Below are 21,715 nucleotides of genomic sequence, written 5' to 3'. Positions count from 1 at the left end.
ATGAATAAACTTCAAACCAAGGTTTTAATTATAGGGGCCGGCCCTGCCGGCCTGGCCACGTCTTTGGCGCTCTCCCGCTATGGTATTCCCCATGTCCTTGTTTCGAAGTATCCGGGAACCGCCAACTCCCCCAGGGCACACATTACCAACCAGGGTTCCATGGAGGTCTTCCGGAGCCTGGGTGTAGAAGAAGAAGTCTGTAAAGTGGCCACTCGTTCTGACTGGATGGCTAACAATGTCTGGAGTACCGGGTTCAGCGGCCAGGAGATTGCACGGCTACAGACCTGGGGGCAGGGCCCGGAACGAAAATCCGACTATGATGCGGCCAGCCCCACTTCGATGTGCAACATCGGCCAGCACGAACTTGAGCCAGTTCTCCTGCGGGTTATTGATTCTTTGGGCGTTGCGGAGCGCAAGTTCTATCACGAACTGGTGAGCTTTGAGCAGGACAGCAATGAAGTGGTTGCCGAACTGCGCTGCCGTGAAACGGGCGATCTGGTTGAAGTGCACGCTGACTACATGATTGGGGCCGACGGCGGTCGCAGCATGGTTGCGGAGAATCTCGGCCTTGAGATGCTCGGTGCCATGGGGTTGGGGCATGCGGCAAATATCTGGCTGGAAGCCGATCTGAGTCATTTGGTCGCCCACCGGCCCGGGGTGCTTTACTGGATGATGACGCCTGGTAATGAGTACTGGGTGGGAGGTGGCACCTTCATTAACGTGAAGCCCTGGAATGAATGGATCATGCTGTTTATGTATGACCAGGAGAGGGGCGAGCCGGATTTCAGCGACGAGGCGTTGATAGATCGCGCCCGGAAACTGATCGGCGATCCTGATGTCAAGATTAAAATCAAAGCCAAGAGCAAGTGGACCATAAACCATTGTGTGGCTAGCAACTACAGCAAAGGGCGGGTGCACTGTATGGGGGATGCCGTACACCGTCATCCGCCAGCTAATGGCCTCGGCTCGAATACGTGTGTGCAGGATGGTTTCAATATCGCCTGGAAATTGAAATATGTCCTTGAGGGCAAAGCAGGGCCGGATCTTCTCGTTTCCTACAGCGAAGAGCGTCAACCGGTTGGAAAGCAGGTGGTGGATCGTGCCATCAACAGTGTCCACAACATGGCGGCGTTGAACGAAGCCCTGAACTTCAGGGAAGGTCAGACTCGGGCCGAAGGACAAAGAGAGCTGGATATTACGTTCAGTGATACGCCGGTGGGGGCTGAGCGAAGAAAGCAGTTAAAGGCTGCCGTAGAACTCCAGAACTATCAATTCAACTGTCATGGGGTTGAACTCGGCCAGCGCTACAAAAGCAGGGCGATGGTTTCCGATGGAACCCCGGAGCCCCAGTGCAGGCGCGATCCTGAACTGTATTACCAGCCGACAACCTGGCCTGGCGCCCGACTGCCACACGCGTGGCTGGAGCGGGACAAAAAAGTCATGTCGACTCATGATGTGACTGGTCAGGGGCAGTTTGTGCTTTTGACAGGCATTGGGGGCGACGACTGGGCGACTGAAGTTGAGCGGATTAATGCCGAGACAGGACTTGATATCAAGGTGGTCAGAATCGGTCATGGGCTTGATTACGAAGATATTTACGGCGACTGGATGAGACTTCGCGAGATTAATGATGATGGCTGTGTGCTTGTACGCCCGGACCATTTTGTTGCGTGGCGGTCGGTTTATAAAAGCGATGACAATGTCAGGAAACTGGACGGTGTTGTCCGATCCGTTCTTGATCTCAAATAATTAAAACAAGACAGATTGGTGGCTGAGAGGTTGGGTTCTGACCCTCAGCCACCTCATAGAAAACAGGTGTCATATGGTTACTCATAATCAACCCGAGGTTGCCGTTCACTCGATTGATCATTTCTCTCTGATTGTTCCTGATCTCGAAGTCGCACGAGATTTTTACTCCGAGTTTGGATTGGATGTGTCAGAGGAAGACGGTCGCCTTAGCTTGAAGACTCGAGGCATTGATCACCCCTGGGGATATATTTACGAAGGGAAGAGAAAGAAAACAAACTATATCTGTTATGGGGTGTTTGAGAGGGATATTGAAGCATTAAAGAATCAGGTGACCGGTGCTGGCGTCACGTTGATAGGTCCGCCCGCACAGTGCCCCGTTCAGGATGCTTTTTGGTTCTGCGATCCGGATGGGAATACGGTCGGTGTGCGGGTTGCGGAAAAAGTGACTCCGGACTCCAAGGCACACCATGTGTATAAGTCGGCGCCTGAAGGTCAGTGCGGAGCACTGAATCGCAGAAATGCGCCGCAAGTCAGGCCATCCCGTCTTTCCCACATCCTGATATTCGTCTCTGATGTGGAGCGATCCATAGAGTTCTACCACCAGACCCTTGGGCTGCGTTTATCAGATGTTGCCGAAGATGCAGTGGCGTTCATGCATGCGCCTTATGGCGCCGACCATCATACTCTGGCGTTCGCAAAATCAGATGGTATCGGGATTCACCACACAAGCTGGGACGTGAGCAGTATCGATGAGGTTGGACTTGGGGCCATGCAGATGAAAAACGCTGGGTGGCTCGAAGGGTGGGGGGTTGGCCGTCACGTCCTGGGGTCCAATTACTTCTACTATGTCAGAGATCCCTGGAAGAGTTACTGCGAGTATTCATTTGATATCGATTACATTCCGGCTGGATCAGACTGGAAGGCCGGGCACCATCAGGGGGAGGATTCTCTCTACCTGTGGGGTGAAGACGTCCCTGCCGAATTTGTGAAGAGTTATGAGTTCCGGGAGGAATGAATTGGCCTGGTGCCTACTAGCTCAAGGCTGCCGGGCTTCTGATTCTGGTCTGAAAGCTTTGTTGCGAGAGAGAGCCAGATACCTCCCTGCCAACGGGTGAGGTGTCTGGCTCTCTCTGTCTGCTTTAATGGCTTCTTGAAGCTACTTCTCAGTCATCATTGCCGCGATGGCATCCGCCGTTTTCTCGTAATGGGCAGTTAAAACGGCTTTCGCGCGTTCTACATCCCGTGAAATCACCGCTTCCAGAATCTCTTTATGCTCTGCCGGTACGTCACGCTTTCCTTCCGCCGTGTATTTTTGCGATAAGAATCGATACCTCGACGTCTGATCTCTGAGTGTGGCGGATATTTTCTTCAGCCAGAAAGAGTCGCAGTTTGACAGGAGCGCGTCATGAAAGTCCTTGTGTACCGACTCCCAGCGATCAGACAACTCCCCAGTGTCCGGGTTCTTAAGCGGGAGATTGGTCAGGGTATGATGGACCCCAAGCAGGCGGCTTTCCCATTCCAGGTCCGCATTTCGAATGGAGTTCTCCAGGGCCTGGCACTCGATCATGCAGCGTACATGGGTAATATCGTAAATCTCGCTGGTGGTGATATTCCGAACACTGAATCCCTGATGATCGGCCAACTCGACGAACCCCAATGCGGTCAGTCTGGATAGCGCTTCTCTCAAAGGAATGGAGCTAGCGTCATAGCGCTCCATCAGGTTCTTGATACGGAGTTTGGTCTGGGGCACCAACTCACCATTGATGATGTCCGCCCGGATCTTGTCCTCGACAGTTGAAGCAAGCGTTTTCTTGGGCGCGGATTTAGTAACGTTCGCTGTCATCTATGTACCTCATAACAAAAATTCGGAGCCGTTGGCGGCGCGTCCTGCGTCCACGGTCACCAAAGCAAACTGCCGATAGTCAATTCAATAATATATATCTAGTCGAATTATATACTATATCGAGTGTCAGGCAAGGTGAAGTGAACGTCAACGGCTAAGTAAAGCAACTCCTGCGTACCGCGGCCAGCATAACGCTTTGTTTTCTCGGGGTCGCGCCTCTCATTCCTCTCATCTCAAGATAAAATACAAAACTAAAATAATATACAATTATTGTAAAATAGGTTTTCCAGGGGTATAAATATCTCTAGTTGGTGCTGACGCTACTTATCCGTCGAGATAGGGCGGAGGACGGCCAGCAGAAATAAAGCTAATAAAATCAACAAGAGAAGCGCCTTATGTGCACCCAGATCCGATCTCTCGGGACGCTGAAGCGGAGTGTCCTACTGTCAGTGGCGGTTAGCTGTGCCACAGCCAATGCCGCAAACATCTACAGCTCTGAAGATGTAAAAATTCGCTTCGACAATACGGTCAAGTACAGCGCTGCTTACCGCCTGAAAAGTCAGAGCAGTGATCTCACCAACACCTTCCTGAATATTCTGGATGACGGTAACCGCAATTTTGATCGCGGCCTCGTGTCGAATCGTGTCGACCTGCTTTCTGAGTTCGATCTTGTTTATAAGAATCGAATGGGCATTCGTGTGTCCGGGGCGGCCTGGTATGACGATGTTTACAACCAGGGTAACGACAATGACAGCGATGCGGCGGTGAATACCACATCAGTCCCGGCTGGAAGGTTCTCTGACGATACCCGTGATGAGATGGGACGGGATGCCGAGATTCTGGATGCATTCCTGTTTCTGAAGAACGATCCATATAGCAACACCCCATACAGCGTACGGGCTGGGCGGCACACGGTGGTATACGGTGAAAGCCTGTTCTTCGGTGCTAACGGTATCGCCAACGCCCAGGCGCCAATTGACCTGATCAAGTTGCTCTCCGTTCCGGGTTCTCAATTCAAAGAAATCATCCGTCCGGTCGGGCAAGTCTCCACACAGATCCAGCTTACGCCGAAGGTATCGTTTGGTGCCTACTACCAGTTTGAGTGGGATGAAGCCCGCCTTCCGGCTTCCGGTAGTTACTTGAGCGACGTGGATATCGTCGGGGCTGGTGCTGAGTGGCTGGTGCCGGGTGCCATTCCTGTAAGAAGCGGTGAGGCCAGCGATAACGGCCAGTTCGGCGCCCAGTTCCGGTTTCGTCCTGGCAAGGGCAGCGTCGAATACGGCCTGTATGCGGCCCAGTATCACGACAAGCTGCCTCAGCTGTATCTCGACGTGACCAACAATGAGCTTAATCATCTCTACATTGAGGATGTTAAAACTGCCGGCGCAAGCTTTAGTACGGTGCTGGGCGATGCCAACGTAGCCGGCGAACTCTCCTATCGATGGGACGCACCCTTGGTCAGTGACCTGGTGGCGGCACCGGAAGGGGCCAATGGCACCAGTAACCAGGTTCACGCCATCGGGGAAAGCCTCCATGCCCAGCTATCCGCCATCTACCTGATGTCCGAAAACCCATTGTGGGACGGAGCCGAGTTTCTGGGTGAGGTAGCGTGGAATACGCGAATGGATATTACCGACAATCCGGAAGCGTTGGACCCCAATACAACGAAGAGCGCAGCGGCCCTGCGTTATCTGTTTACTCCCCAGTACTTTCAGGTCGCACCAGGTCTGGATCTCAGCCTGCCCATCGGCGTCGGCTACAACTTCTATGGGCGCTCCTCCACCGTCTTTAAATACAACGGCGGAACCGAGCATGCTGGCGATTTCAGTCTGGGGCTCAACTTTGACTACAAGCGCAAGGTGAAAGGCGGTATTTCCTATACCCACTATTTCGGAGACGAAGAGCCCTTCCTCGATGACACCGGGACGATGACCTTCGGTCAGTCCCTCGCTGACCGGGATTTTATCTCGCTCAACATCCGCACCACTTTCTAAGAGGTGAAAGTAACGATGAACAACAAAATCAAGACACTCGTCGCGACTACAATGCTCGTAGCCTGCAGCAACACCTTCGGTGCGGTTTCGTCCGAAGAAGCCATGACACTGAAGAATGAACTGACGCCTTTGGGCGCAGAGAGAGCCGGTAATGCCGATGGTTCGATCCCGGCCTGGACCGGAGGGGTAACCGAGGCGGATGTGGCCAACGCCACCGCCCAACCGCGAGAGAATTATTTTGCGGATGATACCGTCCAATACGTTGTTGATACGAATAACGTGGATGAGTACTCGGAACTGCTGTCCGAGGGCGTTCAGGCTTTGATCAACAAATACCCGGATTCCTTCCATCTGAACGTATATGAGACACGCCGAACCGCCGCGGCACCGGAGTGGGTGTACGAGAACACCTACCAGAATGCCCTGCGTGCAGTTGGGACCGAAAACGGGAACTCGGTCGAAAATGCGTACGGTGGTACCCCGTTTCCGATTCCCAAATCGGGCGCGGAGGTGATGTGGAATCATTTGCTGCGCTGGAAGGGTGAATCCGTGGAACTGCCATTCCGGGTATTCGTGGGCTCCTCTGATGGTAAAACTACCCTGGCGGTTGCAGCAAAAGACGAACATCAGATGCCCTATTACTACGAGGACGGCGACCTCGATAGCTTCCAGGGCGATGCTCTGCTGATCCGGCAGTTGCAGACAGAACCAGCCTTTAAAGCGGGTGAGTCAATCCTGATCCGTGATCCCCTGGATCAGGTTAACGAGGGGCGTAAGGCCTGGCAGTACCTTGCGGGGCAGCGCCGGGTCCGGCGTGCACCGACTATCGCTTTCGACACCCCGGATTTCGTGGCCTCTGGCCAGAACTACTTTGATGAAGTCTTCATGTTCTTCGGGTCTCTGGAGCGTTATGACTGGGAACTGGTAGGGAAGCAGGAAATGCTGATTCCCTATAACAACAATGCTTTTCTGACCAAGACATTTGATGAGGTGCTTGACGGGCACCACTTGAACTCCGACCAGATGCGCTGGGAAAAGCATCGCGTCTGGGTCGTTGAAGCTACGCTTGCAGAGGGCAAACGCCATGTTGTTCCGAAAAAGCGTTTCTACGTGGATGAGGACAGCTGGTCGGTAGTGCTGGTCGATGGCTACGACGCGAACGGTGAGCTTTGGAGAGTGCAGCATGCGGTGCCGTTTGTTGCTCCGGAGATTCCAGCGGTCGTTACTACAACGTTCACAGCGTTCAACCTTCCCGCCGACACCTGGGTCGTCAACCTGCTTTATAACGAGCAGGACGTCCAGTACCGCCCGGTACGTCGTCGCCCGGATATCTATTTCACACCGGATGCACTGGCCGGTTCCGGTATTCGATAACTGAAAGCGCCGGGGCCCCAGTGGTCCCGGCGATTGAAGGTATCACTATGAACGTATTTAAAACTCTGTTGATAACGGCTTTGAGTGGGTTGGCGCCGATGGTTGCCGCGGCAACTGGCAGTCTGGACCCGCTCGATATCTCAAGTTATGTGAGCCACAGATTGAACTCCAGCGTCATGCTGACAGTAGCCCGGGCGGGTGATGAGCTGTTTATGGCCGGTGAACGAGGGATTGTCATGCGCTCCTCGGGGGACGGGCAATGGTCTCAGGATCAGGTGCCGGTTTCGACGAGCATCACCAGAATCAAGCCCGTTTCCAATGGGCTGTTAGCGCTGGGGCATTCCGGCACTGTGCTGCTCCTTGCCGATGTCTCCCAGTCCCGGTGGCGCATTCTGATTAATGGCGAGGATATCCCCGATATCTACCAACAATACATCGATCAGACGGAATTAAGTGATCCGGATAAGTCGATGCTCGAGAGGGAAGTGGCCAGCCATGCCCGACAGGGCCCGGATAAACCGCTGTTCGATGCCATTGAGGTTGCCCCGGGGCGAGTACAGGTGTTCGGTGCCTATGGTTTAGCCCTGGAGATGACATTCTCGGGTCAGGACGTACACATCCAGCCCATTACACATCGATTTGAAGAGAACGAATACATGCACTTGTACGGTGCGGCACACCATGGAGATGCAATCTATGTGGTGGGCGAGCAGGGCACTTTATACCGTTCCGACGATGCCGGCTTAAGTTATGTCAGGCAGGAAAGCCCGTATCCAGGCTCCTTCTTCGGTGTAACGGAAGCTCAGGGGGCGCTCTATATCTACGGAATGAAAGGGCACCTGTACCGACAGCTCAATGAAGGGAACTGGGAGCTGGTCAACATACCGACCGAAGCTGCGATAGCAGACATCTCCACCTCGGACGACAACCAGCTTTATGTCCTGACTCAGTCCGGGCAGGTTTTTTCTGGCTGCGATACCCGTTGTGAACCCAATGGTCGAGTCAATGCACCCGCTGCCGGCATGGCGCTCAAGGGCGACCGGATCTATTTGTCGACCTTTGCGGGCCCACAGTCCCTCCAGTGATGCGGTGAAAGAATATGAACGCTCAAAACAATGAAAAACGTGAATTCGTGGTGGTACGCCAGCTCGACGCATTTGACAGGAACTCAGGAACCCTCCTGGAGAGGGTGATCTTCAACAACCGTGCACTCATTCTACTGGTCTTCGCACTGGTGACATTGTTTCTGGGCTATTCCGCCCGGAATATCCGGTTGGACGCGTCATTTGAAAAGATGATTCCGCTGCAGCACCAGTACATTGTTAATTACTATGACCATAAAGCGGACCTGTCGGGGTTGGCCAATACCTTGCGTATTGCGGTGGAAAATACCGAAGGGACGGTCATTGACGCGGATTACCTCAATACACTGCGTCTTCTGAATGACGATATTTTCCTGATGGAGGGCGTGGACCGCCCCTACATGAAGTCACTCTGGACACCTGCGGTACGTTGGGTCGGAGTGACCGAGTATGGCCTGGATGGCGGCCCGGTCATTCCCGATGATTACGATGGAAGCGCCGAAAGCCTGGCGCAGGTACGGGCGAACATCGAAAAGTCCGGCGAAATCGGGCGTCTCGTAGCGAACAACTTCCAGTCAAGCATCGTTCTGGTGCCGCTCAATGAGGATAGCGGCATTGAATACCGGGATCTGGTGAACCGGCTCAATGAACTGGAAGCCAAGTACGAACCCATGGGCGTGAAGATCTATATTACGGGTTTCTCCAAGCTGGTGGGGGATCTGATTCTTGGGCTTGAGCAGGTATTACAGTTCTTCCTGATCGCCATCATTATCTGTACTGGGGTGATCTACGCCTACACACGGTGTGTGACCAGCACCGCTCTCGTTGTTTTTTGTTCACTGACCGCCGTGAGCTGGCTGATCGGTTTGTTGCCGTTGTTGGGTTACCAGCTGGATCCATACTCGGTGCTGGTGCCGTTTCTTGTGTTTGCGATTGGCATGAGCCATGGGGCTCAGAAGATGAACGGCATCATGGCGGATATCGGGCGGGGAACCCATAAACTGGTCGCCGCGCGCTACACCTTCCGACGTCTGTTTGTGGCCGGAATCACCGCGCTTCTGGCCGACGCGGTCGGTTTTGCAGTCTTGATGATGATTGATATCCAGGCAATCCAGGAACTGGCTATCGCTGCAAGTCTTGGTGTGGCAATACTGATATTCACCAACCTGGTCATGCTGCCACTGCTGTTGTCGTACACCGGCGTTAACCGCCAAGCCGCCATGCGAAGTGTGGCTGAAGAGCAGCGTGACCGTAACGATGTGGATCATAAGAAGCATCCGTTGTGGGAAGTACTGGACAAGTTCACCAGGCGCAAGTTTGCCTCGGTGGCGGTGGTGGTCAGTGCTGGTTTGGCCATAGCGGGTCTGGTAATCAGCGCCGATCTGAAAATTGGTGACCTGGGCTCGGGCGCACCGGAACTGAGGCCAGACTCCGAATACAATATGGATAACGCCTTTATCGTTGATAACTACTCGATCAGCAGTGACATCTATGTCGTTATGGTCGAAACCGGGACCTACGAGTGCGTCAACTACAACAACCTGTTGATGGTGGAGGCGTTGGAGCGGCAGTTACAGAATCTTGATGCCGTGGAGTCAACCAATTCCTTTGCCGGGCTGAGCAAACAGTCTGCCGTCGGAATGAACGAAGGTAATCTGCGTTGGTATGAACTTCCGAGAACACAGGGACTACTGAACGCGATTGCCACCCGGGCCCCCCGGGAGCTTTTTAACCAAAGCTGTGATCTGCTCAGTGTTTACGCTTACCTGAAAGATCACAAGGCAGAAACGCTGCAGGCTGTAGCGGATGTCGTGGAGCGTTTTTCCGCAGAGTACAGCACTGACGATATCCGGTTCCTCAATGCCGCAGGCAATGCCGGCATCCAGGCGGCGACCAACAGTGTCGTCAAGACCGCCAACTACCAGATGCTGTTGATGGTGTATGCCGCCGTCATCGTGCTCGCCTACATTACCTTCCGCTCGGTCAGGGCTGTGATTTGCGCTGTTATCCCCCTGTTGCTTACGTCGATCCTGTGTGAGGCGCTGATGGTTGTCCTGGATATTGGGGTGAAGGTGTCTACGCTCCCCGTCATCGCCCTGGGGGTAGGGATAGGGGTGGATTACGCGCTTTATATCCTGTCGGTGACGATAGCCAGGCTTCGTGAGGGGCAGTCGCTATCGGACGCCTACTATGAAGCCCTGTTGTTTACCGGAAAGGTCGTGGCATTGACGGGCATCACGCTCGGAGTCGCGGTATCCACCTGGTACTTTTCGCCGATTCAGTTTCAGGCTGATATGGGGATTCTGCTGGCCTTCATGTTCATCTGGAACATGCTGGGTGCCGGTTTGTTACTGCCAGCCCTGGCGCACTTTATGTTCAGGAAGCAGGTGCGATAGGGGGAGCGGCCCCTCCCCAAAATGCCTTTGATAGTTTATACAAAGAAAATATATTATCTTGTTGACAGAATATATAATGTTGTGAGATATATATTTTAGCCCAAAAACAGGCGCTGTATGCGCCACAACAATAGGGAATGGAATATGCGCTTCGTAAGTATTGAGAAGGACACAGTGCCAGGTATTGCAGTCCGTGACTCTGGAGTCCTTAGAGGCTTGTACGCGAACCAGGAAGGGTATCCGGGAAGCCTTGATAGCTTGCTGTGCCGGGGCCAGGGAGCGATAGAAAGAGCGGCGACGGTCCTGATGCGCAGCGCTGTGCTGGACCCCTCCGCTTTTCGCGTAAGCGTTCCATTTCATCGCCCTTCGAAGATCATTTGTGTGGGGCTGAATTACGCCGATCACACCAAAGAAAGTCCTTATGACCAGCCGGATTATCCCACCCTTTTCCCGCGTTTTACGTCGAGCCTGATTGCCGATGGCGAGGCTATCGTGCGTCCAAACTGCTCGGTGCAGTTGGACTTTGAGGGGGAAATGGTGGCCGTGATTGGGAAAAAGGGGCGTCATATCCCGAAAGATCAGGCGCTCAACCACGTTGCCGGCTATTCACTGTTCAATGATGGTTCGGTGCGGGATTACCAGTTCAAGTCGCCGCAATGGACTGTTGGCAAGAATTTCGATGCCACGGGGGCGTTCGGTCCCGAATTTGTGACTGCAGACGAACTCCCGCCCGGGGCAAAAGGCCTGCAACTGACCACCCGACTGAATGGCAAGGTCATGCAAAAGGCCAACACCAGCGACATGCTTTTCGATGTGGCCAGTCTGGTGAGCATCATCAGTGAGGCCATCACACTCGAAGTGGGTGACCTGATTGTGACCGGTACACCGGCAGGAATCGGTTACGCGCGTGACCCCAAAGTGTTCATGAAAGCCGGTGATGTCTGTGAGGTTGAGATAGAGGGTATTGGTGTCCTGCGCAACCCCATTGTCGATGAAGAATGCTGAGATGACGGCAGCCCGGCCTGAGGGCGGGGCTCTTCAATAAAACAAAAAAGCAGCCACTCCAACGCTGCATGTAATTGGAGGACGGTACCATGGCACTGAACAAAGAGCCGAATCAGCCGACCAGGCCCGTAGGGGTGCATTCACTCGATCACTTCGCGCTGAATGTGCCGTGCCTGGAAACCGCACATGATTTCTATACCAGCTTCGGTCTGGATGTCCGTGAGGAATCCGGGGTACTGGTCCTGCGATCCCATTTTGATCCCCATCCGTGGGCCTACTTGCATCACGGAACGCGAAAGTCCCTCAGGCAGATATGTTTTGGTGTCTATGCCAAGGACCTGCCGATTATTGAAGCGCGGGTCCGGGCGGAAGGTCTCAGCGTGGATGCCGACCCGGAGGGACTGCAAGGCTTCTGGTTCCACGACTGCGACGGCACCCGGGTAGGGGTGCGTGTTGCTCCAAAAGTGACTCCGGACGAAAAAGCTTCAACGTCCTTTGAGCCTGTGCCTGTCGGAAACCGGGGGGCACCCTACCGTCGCCATGCTCCCAAAGTCCGTCCGCGCCGGTTGTCTCATATTCTGCTGTTCACCCGGAACCTGAATCGAACCCTGAATTTCTATTCGCGGATTCTCGGGCTTCGGCTATCGGACCGTGCTGCAGACATTGTCGCGTTCATGCACGCCATTCACGGCGCGGACCACCACACAGTTGCCTTTGTCCAGTCGGAGGCGCCGGGATTCCATCACTGCAGCTGGGATGTCGCGTCGATTAACGAAGTCGGACTGGGCGCCATGTTCATGGCCGATAAGGGATGGGCTGAAGGATGGGGGCTGGGCCGGCATGTACTGGGCTCCAATTACTTCCATTACGTTCGTGACCCCTGGGGTAGCTACAGCGAATATTCCTTTGATATCGATTATGTGCCCGCCGGGGTTGAGTGGCAGTCTGCGGATCACCCGCCGGAGGACTCCCTCTATCTGTGGGGTCCGGAAGCACCGCCTGAGTTCACCATTAATTTCGAAGCTCTTTAACCCGGAACCTTAACCCCGAACCGTCATTACAAGAACAAAATGCGGAGAACACAAAATGAATCAGCAAAACTCAGATGACGTTTTCCAGGTCCCCGTACTCATCGTTGGTGGCGGGCCTGCCGGACTGAGTGCGTCCTTGCTGTTGTCCCGCTATGGGATCGACTCTCTCCTGATCACCAAGCATCGCTGGACGGCCAACAGTCCGCGCGCTCACATCACCAACCAGCGTACGGTCGAAGTGTTCCGCGATGCGGGGGTCGAGCGCAGTGTCATGGCAGCCGCGACGCCTCATGATCTGATGGCCAACAACGTCTGGGCTACCAGCTTTGCCGGCCAGGAACTGGGCCGGTTGCTCACCTGGGGGAATGCCATTGAGCGCAAGTCCGACTACGAGAAGGCCAGCCCTTCCTCCATGTGTAATATCCCCCAGCACGTCCTGGAGCCAGTACTGGCAACCGAAGCGCTGCGCGCTGGTGGTGAGGTACGCTTCAATAATGAACTGATCGACTTCAGCCAGGATGAGGAAGGCGTTACCGCGCGCATTTTCGATCGTGGTTTGCAGCGTGAGTATCGAGTCCGGGCAAAGTACATGATCGGCGCTGACGGCGCACGTAGTCGCGTTGTCGAAAAACTTGGCCTTCCACTTGAGGGCGAGTCGGGGCTTGGCTGTGCGGTGAATGTCTGGCTTCGGGCCGACCTTCGGCGCTACTGCGAGCATCGACCGGGTGTTCTTTACTGGATGGTTCAGCCAGGCAATGACTACTGGGTAGGCAGCGGCACGTTCATCTGTGTGCGGCCGTGGAATGAGTGGGTGATGCTCTATATGTATGATCCGGCCGAGGGTGAGCCTGATCTGAGCGAAGCGGCTGTCACCGAACGGGCTCGCCGGGTTATCGGTGATGAGACAATCCCGATCGAGATACTTTCAACCAGTAAATGGCAGATTAACCACGTGGTTGCGCAGCGATACTCAGAGGGCAGAGTGTTCTGCGTCGGAGATGCTGTCCACCGCCATCCCCCTGCCAACGGACTGGGCTCCAATACCTCGGTGCAGGATGCCTACAATCTGGCCTGGAAGCTGGCCATGGTGATTCATGGCAAGGCTGGCCCTGGCCTGCTGGACAGTTACAGTGAAGAGAGGCAGCCAGTCGGTCGCCAGGTCGTCGACCGTGCTCTGGAGAGTGTACGAAACATGCGGCCCATAGCCGATGCCCTGGGTTTCAAACCCGGGCAGAGCGAAGAAGAGGGTTGGGCCAGCCTCCAGGAACTCTCCACCGACAGCGTTGCCGGGCAGGAGCGTCGTGCCGAACTGGACCAGGCCATTCAATTGCAGAACTATCAGTTCAATTGTCACGGCGTTGAACTTGGCCAGCGTTATCGAAGCGCTGCGGTCGTCACTGACGGAACGGATGAGCCTGGCTATCAGCGTGACGCCGAACTCTACTACCAGCCCACCACCTGGCCGGGTGCCCGCCTTCCTCACGCCTGGCTGACAGACCCTCAGGGTCATCGGGTTTCTACCCTTGATATCACCGGCAAAGGGCATTTCACCCTGTTAACCGGGCATGGCGGTGATGCCTGGTGCCAGGCGGCTACCACGATTGCTCGGGAGCTCGGTATTGAGCTTCCCGTACGACGCATCGGTCCCGGTCTGGACTATGCCGACAGCTACGGCGATTGGGCCCGACTGCGTGAGATTGATGAGGACGGGTGCATACTGGTGCGCCCTGATAACCATGTCGGTTGGCGCTCTCTCCACCGCCAGTCTTCCTGTGAGCAATTGTTGATGGACGTGATTCAGCACCTGCTGCATCGACGATAAAGCTTACTCCTTTTTCCCGATAGACAACGCCTTTTGCCAGGACCTTATGGACCTGGCCAGGAAGCATAGTGCCGCAAATAAGGTGGTTACCCCCTGCGGCTGGATTAGCAGCAAATAACTGGAGTTTCTGGAAATGACTGATAAACAACAAAAACCCTCTTCCATTTCCCGGCGTCATTTCATCAAGACCAGCGGAGCAGGGGTGGCTGCCGTCGCGTTGGGCGGGCTGTCAGCGGGCACGGTTTCGGCCGCTCCAGAGGCCTATGACAGTGAACATGACATTGTTGTCTGTGGGGGCGGAGGCAGTGGTCTGCCGGCTGCACTGTTTGCCCGCTGGCTGGGCAATGACGTGGCAATCCTCGAAAAAGCTGCCAGTCCGGGCGGTACGGCCGCCAAGGCTGCGTTCTGGTATTGGGTTCCGAACAACAAAGCGCTGCGTGATGCCGGTAATACCGACCCCAAGCCGGAATTCATGCGCTATGTCGCACGTCTCAGTCGGCCGCAGTCCTACGACCCCTCATTGCCAAAACTCGGTCTGAGTGACTGGGAATACGAAATGTGTGAGGCGATCTATGAAAGTGCCTCGCCGGCTGTAGAGCTTTTGGCGGAGAAGGGCGCGCTGCCCTATCGCCATGTGCCCGATGTGCCTGATTACTGGGCGGATCTGGCTGGAGAGAACGCGCCCATGGGCCGGGTGCTGATCCCGAAGGATACCAGCCCCAGTATGGCCGATGGCGGCCAGGTAGCCATTCGTACTCTGACAGTGGCGGCTCGCCGGGACGGTGTAAAAATCCAGACCGGGCAACGGGTTGTTAGTGTCATCCGTAATGAGAAGGGCAGAGCGGTTGGCGTTGAGGTGGAAACCGAGGAAGGGACGACACGCCGGGTACGTGCCCGCAAGGCGGTGATTTTTGCCAGCGGTGGTTTCACTCACGATCCGGAACTGCGCCGGAATTTTCTGAGCATGCCGGTCTATGGCGGGTGCGCCGCACTGACCAATGAGGGGGATTTTGTGCGGATCTCCAGCAGCCTTGGCGCGCAGCTTGGCAACATGAATTACGCCTGGTCCTGCCCGATCCTGCTGGAGAAGGCGCTGGCCAAAGATGGCTCCATGTCCGGCATTTTCACCATGACCGGCGATTCCATGTTGATGGTGAACAAATACGGACAGCGAGTGGTTAATGAAAAGACCTTGTACAACGAAATGGTGCCCACCTTCTTCCAGTGGGACGGCACCAGGGCGGAATATCCTAATCTGGTGATGTGTTCCATCTGGGACCAGCGCGCCCAGGACCACAGTGCCAGCAAGGATTATGGTTCCCAGATCGTTCCCGACGGCACAGACAATCGCCACATCATCAAAGGTGAAACCCTTGAAGATCTGATCGAAGGGATCGCCACCCGTTTACACCAGTACCGGTCAGACACTGGCAATCTCAAGCTGTCACCAGACTTCCTGAATAACCTCAAGGCAACCATTCACAGGTTCAACGACCTGGCCCGCAATGGCCAGGATCTGGATTTCCAGCGTGGTGAACGCGCCGTTGAGCGGATGTTTAACGGTCACGTGGCACCCGGTAGCAAATCCAGTAACCCCACCATGCACCCGATCGCGAGCGAGGGTCCCTATTACGCAGCACTGATTACTGGCGGCACCCTGGATACCAAAGGTGGGCCAAGAACGAACACCCACGGTCAGGTGCTGGATTACGCCAACCGCCCAATACCGGGTTTGTATGGGATTGGTAATTGCGTTGCGTCACCTTCCGGCCGGGCCTACTGGTCAGGCGGAGCCACCCTCGGGCCGATCATGGCATTTGCTTATCGGGCTGCTAACCAGGCCCATGCCGAGCCTCTCTCTCAGGATTGATAGCGCCTACTTACAGGAGATATGCAAATGCGTAGCACGACGAAAAGGCTAGTGATAGTGGGGCTGATTCTAGCGGGGTGGCAAGCCATGGCGCAGGGGAAAGAGGTCAGCCTGTCGGAAAAACTGACGGCCAGTCATTGCGGGGCCTGCCACACCTTCAAGCGCGATGAACCACACGGAATGGGTCCGAACCTGCATGGCCTGCTAGACAGGCCCGCGGGCTCAGCGCCCGGTTATGACTACTCGGACAGCTTCCTGCAGCGGCTTGGCGGCCAGCCCTGGAGCCGCGAACTTTTGGACGCCTGGCTTGCCGATACCCAGGCCCTCGCCCCCGGCAGTGCCATGACGTACTTCCAGGATGATCCCGGTAAGCGTGAGCTGATTATTCAGTATTTCGAGTCCAGTAACTGAGCGCAGTTCCCAATGAGTTCGGAGTGTTTGGAGGATCAAGTGAAACGAGTAATGAAATTTCTTATTTCCATGGTGCCACTGATGGTTGTCGGTGGACTGTTATATGCGGGCCTGTTTATCCGGCCGGAACCGGCGGGTTCAAGCGTCCTGAAACCCATCTTTGAACGAGGGGACAGCTTCTACGGTATTGCTCTGCCGTCGGCGGACGCGTTCTGGGCGGCGGGCAGCGGCGGAAAGATCGTGCACAGCACCGATCAGGGCAAATCATGGGAGCTCCAGCCAACTCCGGTCAATGACACCTTGCAGGATATAGAAGCCTGGGATTCAGAAAGGGCCGTTGCTGCCGGAAACGACGGAGTCGTGCTGACGACGAAGGATGGTGGCAGGTCCTGGCATGAGGTTGAGGTACCCCGTTCCGACATTGCCAACAAATTCGTTCGGGTCAGAACCATGCCGGGTGGTGTCGCCTGGGTTGTGGGCGCTGGTGGTATGGCGCTGCGCTCCAACGATTTCGGCATGACCTGGGAGTCGACCGCGGAGCAGGAGGATATCTCCTGGAATGACATCTTCTTCGTTGGTCGTCGCGGATGGCTGGTTGGCGAGTTCGGGAACCTCCGGGTTTCAGCCGATGGCGGGGACTCGTGGCAAGTTGTAGACAGCCCGGTGGAAGACAGCCTGATGGCGATTGCATTCAGGGATTCGCGTCATGGAGTGGCCGTCGGTATGTCCGGGCTGGTGATGACAACCAGCGATGGGGGCAAACAGTGGACGGTAAGGGCCCCGGTTACAGCGGAGCATTTGTTCGATGTGACATGGAACGGAACGCGTTGGATAGCCGCAGGTGGAGATGGCGTTGTACTCACTGCGGGTACCAGCGCAACGGAATGGAAACCTGCACGGAGCAGTCAGCAAACGCGTCGTTGGTATACCGAAGTAACGCATCAAAAAGACGGCTATTACCTGGCCGGCGCCACGTTGGCATGGGTAGAGAACGGGGCGCTGAAAATCCTTAGTCACTGATCAAACAATAATAGTTGGGGCCAAAGTGAAAGATTCCAATTTTCTGAAACTTCAGCATTTCGTTGAAGCTTGTATTCGTTATCGGCTGTTTGTTGTGTCTGCCTACATGGTGGTGACAGCGATCATGCTGGTTGCCGCGTCGCGGGTAGAAATCATGACGGTGTTTGAGGACCTGTTGCCACAGGATCACCCGTACGTGCAGGTTCATCAAAAGATCAAGAACACCTTTGGTGGTTCGAACCTGGTCAGCATTATGCTCGAAGTCGAGCAGGGTGACATTTTCAACCGGAACTTCCTGAGCAAGTTGCAGAAAGTGACCAAGGATCTGCAGCAAGTCGATGGCGTTAATCCGTTTCAGATTACCTCGTTAGCATCGAAGAAGCTGAAAGAGGTTCGAGGCTCGACCAACGCCATCGATGTGCGTTCGTTGATGTGGCCTGATGTACCAACGGATGATCAGGGGCTCGCGGAGCTGAAAGAATCGGTGCTATCCAATTCCCTGGTTCATGGGGCTTATGTTTCGCAGGATCTGAAGGCCGCGCTTATCACCGTTGATTTCTACGACGATGAGCTGGACTACTCGCGGATTTTCTCCCAGATCAGTGGCATTGCCGATACGGTGCAGGATGACGATGTCAGGGTCCGGATAGTCGGAGAGCCCATCCTGTATGGCTGGGTCAATCACTACCTGCCGGAAACGTTGCAGATATTTCTGCTGACGATCTGCAGTCTGATTGCCCTGTTGTTCGTCATTGCCCGGACCTGGAGGGGTACGCTGTTACCATTGTTGGCCGGGACAACAAGTGCCATCTGGGCACTGGGGTCCGCGCAATTGTTGGGATTCAACCTTGATCCCCTGGTCATCGTCATTGCCTTCCTGATCACCGCGCGCGCTATTTCCCATTCGGTTCAGTTAGTCACCCGTTTCGACGATGAGCTTGCCCGAGGCGCCGAAAGTACTACGGCGGCGGCCCAGGCAAGCATGCTCCAGCTTTTCAAGCCTGGTTTTCTGGGAGTCATGACCGATGCCGGTTGCATTATGGTCGTCATGCTTACCCCCATCCCCCTGCTGGAGAAAGTGGCGGTCATCGGAACCATCTGGGTATTAACCATTATCCTGACCGCCTGTGTCCTGACGCCTGTTTTGCTGTCCTGGATCAAGAAACCCGATGGCTATGTGCATGGATTGGACTTGTCCGCAGCTATCCAGCGTGTGCTGAGCCTGTGTATCCATATCGCAACCTCCCGCTGGCGCTTCGCCATGCTGTCGATGGCCGTATTGACCTTTGTCGTCTCCGGCCTCTACGCGACGAAAATCCAGGTGGGCGATGCTGAGCCGGGGTCGCCCATTCTGTGGCCGAATTCCACATATAACCAGGATTCTGCCGCCATCAACAGCCAGTTCCAGGGCGCCGACCAGATGCTGGTTGTGTTCTCAGGCAATGAGCCTGATGCGGTCAAGGAACCGTTTGTGCTCAGGAACATGGGCGAGCTGCAGAAGTTCATGGCTGCCCAGCCGGAAGTGGGGGGCAGCTTGTCGGTCTCCGATGTTATCCCGTCAGTGCGCAGTGTGCTTTGGGAAGGGAATCCACGTCATCTGGAGCTTGGTGCGGATCGGCGTGAGAACGGCGAACTTCTCTATATGTACACTTCCGGTTCTGATCCCGGCGATATGGCCCGCTTTGCTGATCCCCAGTACCAGGATGCCGCACTGACCTTCTACTTCCGTGACCACAAGGGAGAGACCATTCGCACGGCGATTGCCCGAGTCAAAGAGTATGTGGAACAGAACCCCATCGCCGAGGGCGAGTACCAATTGGCGGGTGGCCTGATCGGTACGCTGGCCGCTGTTAACGAAGTGATTCTGGTCGGGCAGGTGGAAAGCATCGCTCTGGCGCTGTTGGTTCTCGTTATTTTCTGCGCCATAGCCTACCGCTCGACCGTGGCGGGATTGTTCTTCATGGTCCCGGTCGTGCTCGCCAATACCGTCACCTTCAGTTATATGGCCTGGCAAGGCATCGGCATGAACATCAGCACATTGCCGGTGGCTGCCCTGGGTATAGGTCTGGGAGTGGATTATGCCATCTACATCGTCGATGGCATCCGTGAGCAGTTACATAAAGACAGCGATCTCAAAAAGGCGATCGTCAATTCTCTTCGCACCGCCGGCAAAGGCGTACTCATCACCGCGCTGACACTCACAGCCAGCGTTGTCCTGTGGTGGGCCTCATCCCTCCGATTCCAGGCCGATATGGGCATTTTGATGGGCATCTGGCTCTTCGTTTCTGCAGTCAGTGCCCTGCTTATCGTGCCCTCAATGGTCTATGTCCTGCGGCCGGATTTCATTACGGCTGGAAGTGTCCGCCCGGCGGATGTTGCAAGTGAAACACAGCCAAAACCTCAAAAACCGTTCGCCAGTCCGGCGACACAGACAATGGAGAAAGTCATGTAGTGGAAGTGAAGCGTGCTGGCTAGTGCAGAGGGAATGTGTAGTTCGGGCTCCGAAAGCCCCCGGCCAACTTGATAGGTAAACAACAAATATAAGTCAGTTATCGAGGATGGAATATGCAGACACTGAGTAAGTGGTATCGCCTCACGGGTCGTGGTGGCGCCGGAGCCTTAATTACTTGCATGGCTCTTGGTTCTGGCGTGGCCCATGGTGCCGATGAAATATTGGGCTGGGACACGAGTAACTTCCGTATTGGAGGGTATGTGCGTGCCTGGACGTCCTTTAACTTACAGAACCCTCCCGAAACGCCCGAAGACGATCGTTGGGATCCGTCCATGGTGCGTGGTTCATTGATGCTGGATGCGGATCTCAAAACCGGCCCCCTGTACTGGAAGGCCATCGGTCGGGCAGATGCCGAGTACAAAACGGATTATCTGGAACGACTGGAGGATCAGAACCAGGCTGCGACGCCCGGTGGCCCCGGCAGTGACCTGACAGATACCTACAACCAGGGCGAATTGCGGGAATTCTACTTTGATTACTCAGCCACGGACCGGGTCAGGTTCCGGGTGGGTAAGCAACAGGTGGTCTGGGGAGAAACTGATTTCTTCCGGGCTATGGATGTGGTCCATGGTTTCGACTACCGCTGGCGTTCCTTCCTGGAGCCGGAGAGTGATGAATTGCGTAAGCCCCTGATTCTGGTTGATACAACGATCGACATACCGGAAGCCGGTGGCAGCCTGCAGTTGCTTCTCCGTCCTGGCCTGGATCGTGATAAGGACATTGGCAATACCTACGACCTGTTCGGTGGGCGTTGGGCGTTGCAGCCGAACAAGGGCATTGATTTCCTGGCTCCTGGCTTACTCACCACTAACCATGACCATTCCGATGGTGATGCCGATGATCCAACCGGTGGTGTCCGCTGGTCTGGCTTTGCCGGTGGGATAGGTTACTCGATCGCTTACCTGAAGACGTTCAATAACGACCCGGTGGTCAACTCGGCCTTTGCTCCCTATAAGGAGGCACCGGAAGGTACGCTGGGTGACTTTATCCATCCCGAGATTGACCTGTTCGGGGTCACGCTCAATGGCTATGTCCCATCGATCGATTCGGTACTCAGCACTGAAATCGTTTACACCAAGGACGCCGCATTCAATGTCGGTACAAACTTCTTTGGCGGCGCGTTGCCCGGTTTTGGTGGCATCAAGAAGAAAGATGTTCTGCAGACCATGGTTCGGCTGGATAAGAACCTGAACCTGCAGTCATTGCTGGGAACCCAACGCCCGTCATTCTTCTCCGTGCAAGTGTTTGATAAATGGATCCAGTCCTATGACCGAGACGATGACATCGTAGAGCTGGTGGGCTTCGGAGCGCCGATCAAAGAACACACCACACTGCTGACCGCCATCCTCGGACTGAACTACAAGAACGACTCTATCAACCCGATGCTGGCTGTGGGTACCGATTTGAGTAACGGCGGTGGTTTTGTGATTCCGAGTGTTGAATTTGTCATGGGCGACAGCTGGCGACTGCGGGCAGAGGCTGATTTGTTCTTCCACGACGGACAGAAGGAACCCGGCGAGATTGAGCGGGACACCCATCTGTTCGGTGGATTTGCCAACAACAATCAACTTCTCTTCCGTCTGACGCGCCAATTCTAATCTGGGAG

The 21,715-nt window shown here is 55.1% G+C and carries 15 protein-coding genes; 14 read left to right on the top strand and 1 reads right to left on the bottom strand.

From position 1 onward, the window contains the following. Complete coding sequence (locus MARLIPOL_RS12850; protein ID WP_012138598.1) at positions 1-1,749, top strand: FAD-dependent monooxygenase; 1,749 nt, start codon at positions 1-3, stop codon at positions 1,747-1,749. 73 nt (positions 1,750-1,822) lie between these two features. After that, on the top strand, positions 1,823-2,764 hold the full coding sequence (locus MARLIPOL_RS12845) for a VOC family protein (RefSeq protein WP_012138597.1): 942 nt from the start codon (positions 1,823-1,825) through the stop codon (positions 2,762-2,764). 141 nt (positions 2,765-2,905) lie between these two features. Here MARLIPOL_RS12845 and MARLIPOL_RS12840 read toward each other — a convergent pair whose 3' ends face one another. After that, positions 2,906-3,592 carry a GntR family transcriptional regulator gene (locus tag MARLIPOL_RS12840; RefSeq protein ID WP_012138596.1) on the bottom strand — a complete coding sequence of 229 codons (687 nt, stop codon included), beginning with the start codon at positions 3,590-3,592 and terminating at the stop codon, positions 2,906-2,908. A gap of 449 nt (positions 3,593-4,041) precedes the next feature. On the opposite strand from MARLIPOL_RS12840, the gene MARLIPOL_RS12835 reads away from it, so the two are divergent. The 12 genes from MARLIPOL_RS12835 to MARLIPOL_RS12780 all read left to right on the top strand — a co-directional run bounded on the left by MARLIPOL_RS12835 (position 4,042) and on the right by MARLIPOL_RS12780 (position 21,707). After that, a complete protein-coding gene (locus tag MARLIPOL_RS12835) occupies positions 4,042-5,586 on the top strand; it encodes a DUF1302 domain-containing protein (RefSeq protein WP_222102470.1) in 1,545 nt (514 codons plus the stop codon). Positions 5,587-5,601: 15 nt separating this feature from the next. Next, positions 5,602-6,960 (top strand): DUF1329 domain-containing protein, encoded by a 1,359-nt coding sequence (locus tag MARLIPOL_RS12830; protein ID WP_012138594.1) that lies wholly within the window; start codon positions 5,602-5,604, stop codon positions 6,958-6,960. A 47-nt stretch (positions 6,961-7,007) separates the two neighbouring features. Beyond that, positions 7,008-8,045: a WD40/YVTN/BNR-like repeat-containing protein gene (locus MARLIPOL_RS12825; RefSeq protein WP_012138593.1), complete on the top strand. Its 1,038-nt coding sequence runs from the start codon at positions 7,008-7,010 to the stop codon at positions 8,043-8,045. Positions 8,046-8,059: 14 nt separating this feature from the next. Then, the gene (locus tag MARLIPOL_RS12820) at positions 8,060-10,438 is read left to right on the top strand and encodes an efflux RND transporter permease subunit (protein ID WP_012138592.1); all 2,379 of its coding nucleotides are present in this window, start codon (positions 8,060-8,062) and stop codon (positions 10,436-10,438) included. 216 nt (positions 10,439-10,654) lie between these two features. Continuing rightward, positions 10,655-11,443 carry a fumarylacetoacetate hydrolase family protein gene (locus MARLIPOL_RS12815; RefSeq protein ID WP_222102469.1) on the top strand — a complete coding sequence of 263 codons (789 nt, stop codon included), beginning with the start codon at positions 10,655-10,657 and terminating at the stop codon, positions 11,441-11,443. A gap of 89 nt (positions 11,444-11,532) precedes the next feature. Further along, positions 11,533-12,474, top strand: coding sequence for a VOC family protein (locus MARLIPOL_RS12810; RefSeq protein WP_012138590.1), 942 nt, complete (start codon positions 11,533-11,535; stop codon positions 12,472-12,474). 55 nt (positions 12,475-12,529) lie between these two features. Further along, on the top strand, positions 12,530-14,296 hold the full coding sequence (locus tag MARLIPOL_RS12805; RefSeq protein ID WP_012138588.1) for an FAD-dependent monooxygenase: 1,767 nt from the start codon (positions 12,530-12,532) through the stop codon (positions 14,294-14,296). 133 nt (positions 14,297-14,429) lie between these two features. Further along, positions 14,430-16,166 (top strand): FAD-dependent oxidoreductase, encoded by a 1,737-nt coding sequence (locus MARLIPOL_RS12800; RefSeq protein ID WP_012138587.1) that lies wholly within the window; start codon positions 14,430-14,432, stop codon positions 16,164-16,166. A gap of 27 nt (positions 16,167-16,193) precedes the next feature. Then, positions 16,194-16,577: a c-type cytochrome gene (locus MARLIPOL_RS12795; RefSeq protein ID WP_012138586.1), complete on the top strand. Its 384-nt coding sequence runs from the start codon at positions 16,194-16,196 to the stop codon at positions 16,575-16,577. Between the two features lie 51 nt (positions 16,578-16,628). Further along, the gene (locus MARLIPOL_RS12790; RefSeq protein WP_012138585.1) at positions 16,629-17,597 is read left to right on the top strand and encodes a WD40/YVTN/BNR-like repeat-containing protein; all 969 of its coding nucleotides are present in this window, start codon (positions 16,629-16,631) and stop codon (positions 17,595-17,597) included. A gap of 25 nt (positions 17,598-17,622) precedes the next feature. Next, positions 17,623-20,049 (top strand): efflux RND transporter permease subunit, encoded by a 2,427-nt coding sequence (locus MARLIPOL_RS12785; protein WP_012138584.1) that lies wholly within the window; start codon positions 17,623-17,625, stop codon positions 20,047-20,049. Between the two features lie 113 nt (positions 20,050-20,162). Continuing rightward, positions 20,163-21,707 carry a DUF1302 family protein gene (locus tag MARLIPOL_RS12780; RefSeq protein ID WP_145768789.1) on the top strand — a complete coding sequence of 515 codons (1,545 nt, stop codon included), beginning with the start codon at positions 20,163-20,165 and terminating at the stop codon, positions 21,705-21,707. Positions 21,708-21,715 lie beyond the last annotated feature (8 nt).

The organism is Marinobacter lipolyticus SM19 (genome assembly GCF_000397065.2).
GTDB classification, from domain to species: Bacteria; Pseudomonadota; Gammaproteobacteria; order Pseudomonadales; family Oleiphilaceae; genus Marinobacter; species Marinobacter lipolyticus.
The sequence above is the reverse complement of the archived record's forward strand: the minus strand, read 5'-3'. Positions and strand labels throughout refer to the sequence as shown.